The sequence below is a fragment of the Streptomyces sp. TRM64462 genome (assembly GCF_013362995.1).
GTDB lineage: Bacteria > Actinomycetota > Actinomycetes > Streptomycetales > Streptomycetaceae > Streptomyces.
Map to the genome: position 1 here is coordinate 1 of NZ_JABWDV010000404.1, position 5,693 is coordinate 5,693.

Annotated in this window: 5 protein-coding genes; 3 read left to right on the forward strand and 2 right to left on the reverse strand. The window is 73.2% G+C overall.

The features are described 5' to 3' along the window. Positions 1 to 124 precede the first annotated feature (124 nt). Entirely contained in the window at positions 125 to 1,366 is a 1,242-nt protein-coding gene (gene hemW, locus HTZ82_RS24290; protein WP_175411552.1) for a radical SAM family heme chaperone HemW, read from the forward strand. Positions 1,367 to 1,429: 63 nt separating this feature from the next. Here hemW and HTZ82_RS24295 read toward each other — a convergent pair whose 3' ends face one another. Continuing rightward, entirely contained in the window at positions 1,430 to 2,233 is an 804-nt protein-coding gene (locus tag HTZ82_RS24295) for a DUF3097 domain-containing protein (RefSeq protein ID WP_175411553.1), read from the reverse strand. A gap of 182 nt (positions 2,234 to 2,415) precedes the next feature. Next, entirely contained in the window at positions 2,416 to 3,168 is a 753-nt protein-coding gene (locus tag HTZ82_RS24300; RefSeq protein ID WP_175411554.1) for an MBL fold metallo-hydrolase, read from the reverse strand. A gap of 236 nt (positions 3,169 to 3,404) precedes the next feature. Between HTZ82_RS24300 and hrcA the strand changes: the two genes are divergently transcribed. Both hrcA and dnaJ read left to right on the forward strand, forming a co-directional pair. After that, complete coding sequence (hrcA, locus tag HTZ82_RS24305) at positions 3,405 to 4,421, forward strand: heat-inducible transcriptional repressor HrcA (RefSeq protein WP_175411555.1); 1,017 nt, start codon at positions 3,405 to 3,407, stop codon at positions 4,419 to 4,421. Further along, the gene (gene dnaJ / locus HTZ82_RS24310) at positions 4,422 to 5,567 is read left to right on the forward strand and encodes a molecular chaperone DnaJ (protein WP_175411556.1); all 1,146 of its coding nucleotides are present in this window, start codon (positions 4,422 to 4,424) and stop codon (positions 5,565 to 5,567) included. Positions 5,568 to 5,693: the final 126 nt, after the last annotated feature.

The window sequence follows — 5,693 nt, forward strand, 5'->3', positions numbered from 1 at the left end:
GCTCGAAGAGCTCGGGGGAGCTCGTCCTCAATCGCCGGACGGGCTCAAAAGTGAGCCCCTCCGGCGATTGAGGAGCGGGGGTTCGGGGGCCGGACCGGGACGGCCTACGCGCGCGTGACGGACAATGGACCTCATGCCTTCCGTACTGCCCGACGGCGAACCCGTGCCCGAGGACGGGGCCCTGCCCGCGTCCGCCCTCCACGGGGCCGAGTCCCGCCCGCTCGGGTTCTACCTGCACGTGCCCTACTGCGCGACCCGCTGCGGCTACTGCGACTTCAACACGTACACCGCCACCGAGCTGCGCGGCTCCGGCGGCGTCCTCGCCTCGCGCGACAACTACGCGGCGACCCTCACCGACGAGGTGCGGCTCGCCCGCAAGGTCCTGGGCGACGACCCACGGCCCGTACGGACGGTCTTCGTCGGCGGCGGTACGCCCACGCTGCTGCCCGCCGCCGACCTCGTACGGATGCTCGGCGCCATCCGCGACGAGTTCGGGCTCGCGGACGACGCCGAGATCACCACCGAGGCGAACCCCGAGTCCGTCGACCCGGCCTACCTGGCCGCGCTGCGCGAGGGCGGCTTCAACCGTGTCTCCTTCGGCATGCAGAGCGCCCGGCAGCACGTCCTGAAGGTCCTCGACCGCACCCACACGCCCGGCCGCCCCGAGGCGTGCGTCGCCGAGGCACGCGCCGCCGGGTTCGAGCACGTCAACCTCGACCTGATCTACGGCACCCCCGGTGAGAGTGACGACGACTGGCGGGCCTCCCTCGACGCGGCGATCGGCGCGGGCCCCGACCACGTCTCCGCGTACGCGCTGATCGTCGAGGAGGGCACCCAGCTCGCCCGGCGCATCCGGCGCGGCGAGGTCCCGATGACCGACGACGACGTACACGCCGACCGGTACCTGATCGCGGACTCCGTCCTCGCGGAGGCGGGCTTCCAGTGGTACGAGGTGTCCAACTGGGCCACCTCGGAAGCCGGGCGCTGCCTGCACAACGAGCTGTACTGGCGCGGCGCCGACTGGTGGGGCGCCGGGCCCGGGGCGCACAGCCATGTCGGGGGCGTGCGGTGGTGGAACGTGAAGCACCCGGGGGCGTACGCCGCCGCCCTCGCGGACGGGCGGTCGCCCGGGGCGGGGCGTGAGCTGCTGTCCGGGGAGGACCGGCGGGTGGAGCGGGTGCTGCTGGAGCTGCGGCTGCGGGAGGGGTGCGAGCTCGCGCTGCTGAAGCCGGCGGGGCTGGCCGCGGCGGAGCGTGCGGTAAGGGACGGGCTCCTGGACGCCGCCCCTTACCGCGAGGGGCGCGCCGTCCTGACGCTGCGCGGGCGGCTGCTGGCGGACGCGGTGGTGCGGGACCTGGTGGACTGACGCGCCCCAGCGGCACGTATGCCCACGCCTGGTCCACACCTAGGCCCACACCTGTGCCCACACCTAGGCCCCGGTCACCCAGTCGATCAGTTCCTCGACCCTGCCCAGCAGCGCCGGCTCCAGGTCCTTGTACGAGTGGACGCGGCCGAGGATCTGTCGCCACGCCGCGCCCGTGTTGTCGGGCCAGTCCAGGGCGCGGCACACGCCCGTCTTCCAGTCCTGGCCGTGCGGGACGGACGGCCACGCCCGGATGCCGAGCGCGGAGGGCTTCACGGCCTGCCACACGTCCACGTACGGGTGCCCGACCACCAGCACGTGCGGGTCCGTGACGGACGCGGCGATGCGGGCCTCCTTCGAGCCCGGCACCAGGTGGTCCACCAGCACCCCGAGGCGGGCGTCCGGGCCGGGGCGGAAGTCCCGGACGATCGCCGGCAGGTCGTCCACGCCCTCCAGGTACTCCACGACCACGCCTTCGACGCGCAGATCGTCGCCCCACACCCGCTCCACCAGCTCGGCGTCGTGGCGGCCCTCCACATAGATGCGCCCTGCCCGCGCCACGCGCGCCCGCGCGCCGGGTACGGCGATCGAGCCGGAAGCCGTACGGGAGGGCCGCACCGGAGCGGCCGCCGCGGGCCGGACCAGCGTCACCGTACGGCCGTCCAGCAGGAAGCCCCGCGGTGCCAGCGGGAACACCCGGTGCTTGCCGAACCGGTCCTCCAGGGTCACTGTCCCGGCCTCGCACCGGATCACCGCCCCGCAGAAGCCCGTGGCCACCTCCTCCACCACCAGATCCGGCTCGGCCGGCACCTCCGGCACAGGGGCCTGCTTCTTCCACGACGGGGTGAGATCAGGGTCGTACTGGCGCATGGCTCTCTTCTACGGGGCGGGGGAACGGGCTCCTGCCGGGGGTCTGGGGGTTGTCCCCCGGAAAACGCAGTCAGGACGCAGTCAGGACGGGGTCAGGACGGGGTCAGGACGGGGTCAGGACGGGGTCAGGACGGGGTCAGGACGGGGGCACGTCAGGGTCGTAGCTGCGCATTCGTCAGACGCTACGACACGCCACGCGCCCTCCCCACCCCGAACCGCCCCGCCAGCGCGTCGCGTTGGGCGCGGACGTACGCCGCGTCCACCACCGCGCCGTGCCCCGGCACGTACGTCGCGTCGTCGCCGCCCAGCTCCAGGAGCCGGTCCAGCGCCGCCGGCCAGCGGGACGGGATGGCGTCCGGGCCCGCCTGGGGGTCGCCCGACTCCTCCACGAGGTCGCCGCAGAACACCACCTCGGGCCCGCCGCCCCCGGGCCCCGGCACCAGCAGCGCGAGGTCGTGCGCCGTGTGCCCCGGGCCCACGTTCGCCAGCAGCACCTGCCGCCCGCCCAGGTCCAGCGTCCACTCGCCGCACACCAGGTGGTGCGGGCGCACCAGCACGTCCACGGCCTCGGCGGCCTCCGGCGCCGCCACCCCGTGCCGTACCGCGTCCGCCCGCAGGACGTCCCGGTCCCGGACCAGGACGTCGTCCACGCCCACCGCCCCGAACACCTGCGCCCCGGCGAACGCGGCGGCGCCCAGCACATGGTCGAAGTGCGGGTGGCTCAGTGCGATATGTGTCACGCGCCGCCCGCCCAGCAGGGCCTGCGCCTGGCCGCGCAGCTCGGCGCCCTCGCGCAGCGTGGATCCCGCGTCGAACAGCAGCGCCGCCGTGTCCCCGACGACGAGGCCGACCGTGGCGTCCCAGCCCGGCAGCCGCCGCCTGCCCACCCCCGTCGCGAGCCGCTCCCACCCGAACTCTTCCCAACCGACGTCCATACCGCGACGCTATCCGCATTGCCCGTGACCGGCGCGCGGTACGGTGGACGGCCGCCCGCCGGCCTGCCCCACCACGTCGCTGGCGTCGCCCACGGGACGTCGCCCTTGCCAGGCGGCGACCTCGGCGCCGTACACTGGCCGCGGGGATGATTGGCACTCGGACACGGTGAGTGCCAGCACACGTCAAGCGACGTCAGGGGACGTCGGCAGACCGAAGCCAGCTGGAGGTGCGCGCCGTGCTCAGTGAACGCAGACTCGAGGTGCTGCGCGCCATCGTCCAGGACTACGTCGGCACGGAGGAGCCCGTCGGCTCCAAGGCCCTCACGGAGCGCCACAACCTCGGCGTGTCGCCGGCCACGGTCCGCAACGACATGGCGGTGCTGGAGGAGGAAGGGTTCATCGCCCAGCCCCACACCAGCGCCGGCCGCATCCCCACGGACAAGGGCTATCGCCTCTTCGTCGACAAGCTCGCCGGAGTCAAGCCGCTGTCGTCGCCGGAGCGCCGGGCCATCCAGAACTTCCTGGAGGGCGCGGTCGACCTGGACGACGTCGTGGGCCGTACGGTCCGGCTGCTGGCCCAGCTGACCCGCCAGGTCGCGGTCGTGCAGTACCCGTCGCTGACGCGCTCGACCGTGCGCCATGTGGAGCTGCTGTCGCTGGCCCCTGCCCGGCTGATGCTCGTCCTGATCACGGACACCGGACGGGTGGAGCAGCGGATGGTCGACTGCCCCGCCCCGATCGGGGAGACGTCCGTGGCCGACCTGCGTGCCCGGCTGAACAGCCGGGTCGTCGGCCGGCGCTTCACGGACGTGCCGCAGCTCGTGCAGGACCTGCCGGAGTCCTTCGAGCAGGAGGACCGGCCCACGGTCAGCATGGTGCTCGCCACCCTCCTGGAGACGCTGGTGGAGGAGACCGAGGAGCGGCTGGTGATCGGCGGCACCGCCAATCTCACCCGCTTCGGACACGACTTCCCGCTCACCATCCGCCCCGTGCTGGAGGCGCTGGAGGAGCAGGTGGTGCTGCTCAAGCTGCTCGGCGAGGCGACGGACCCGAAGATGACCGTGCGCATCGGGCACGAGAACGCCCACGAAGGGCTCAACTCCACGTCCGTCGTCGCGGTCGGCTACGGTTCGGGCGACGAGGCGGTCGCGAAACTCGGCGTGGTCGGACCGACCCGCATGGACTACCCCGGAACGATGGGAGCGGTACGCGCAGTGGCACGTTACGTCGGACAGATCCTGGCGGAGTCGTAAGTGGCCACGGACTACTACGCCGTACTCGGCGTGCGCCGCGACGCGTCCCAGGACGAGATCAAGAAGGCATTCCGGCGGCTCGCCCGCGAGCTGCACCCGGATGTCAACCCCGATCCGAAGACGCAGGAGCGGTTCAAGGAGATCAACGCCGCGTACGAGGTGCTGTCGGACCCGCAGAAGAAGCAGGTCTACGACCTCGGCGGTGACCCGCTGTCCTCCTCGGGCGGCGGCCCCGGCGCGGGCGCGGGCGGCTTCGGCGCGGGCGGCTTCGGGAACTTCTCCGACATCATGGACGCGTTCTTCGGTACGGCGACCCAGCGCGGGCCCCGGTCGAGGACGCGGCGCGGCCAGGACGCGATGATCCGGCTGGAGGTCGAGCTCGACGAGGCGGCCTTCGGCACGACCAAGGAGATCCAGGTCGACACGGCCGTCGTCTGCACCACCTGCTCCGGCGAGGGCGCCGCGCCCGGCACGTCGGCGCAGACGTGCGACATGTGCCGCGGCCGCGGTGAGGTGTCGCAGGTCACGCGGTCCTTCCTGGGCCAGGTCATGACGTCCAGGCCGTGCCCCCAGTGCCAGGGCTTCGGCACGGTCGTGCCGACCCCGTGCCCCGAGTGCGCGGGCGACGGGCGCGTACGGTCGCGCCGCACGCTCACGGTCAAGATCCCGGCCGGTGTCGACAACGGCACCCGCATCCAGCTCGCGGGCGAGGGCGAGGTCGGCCCGGGCGGCGGCCCCGCCGGCGACCTGTACGTCGAGATCCACGAGCTGCCGCACGCCGTGTTCCAGCGGCGCGGCGACGATCTGCACTGCACGGTGACCATTCCGATGACGGCGGCCGCGCTCGGCACCAAGTGCCCGCTGGAGACGCTCGACGGCATGGAGGAGATCGACATCCGCCCGGGCACCCAGTCCGGCCAGTCGATCCCGCTGCACGGCCGTGGCGTCACGCACCTGCGGGGCGGCGGACGGGGCGACCTGATCGTCCATGTCGAGGTCCAGACCCCGTCGAAGCTGGACCCGGAGCAGGAACGCCTCATCCGCGAACTGGCCAAGCTCCGCGGCGAGGAACGCCCGATGGGCCAGTTCGCCCCGGGGCAGCAGGGGCTGTTCTCGCGCCTGAAGGACGCTTTCAACGGCCGCTGAGCGCGGCGCGCGGGCTCCCCGGCTGTCGGCCGGGGGTCCGGGGGTCGGCCCCCCGGGTGAGCACAGTGCGCCGGGGCAGCAGGGGCTGTTCTCGCGGCTGAAGGATGCTTTCAACGGCCGCTGAGC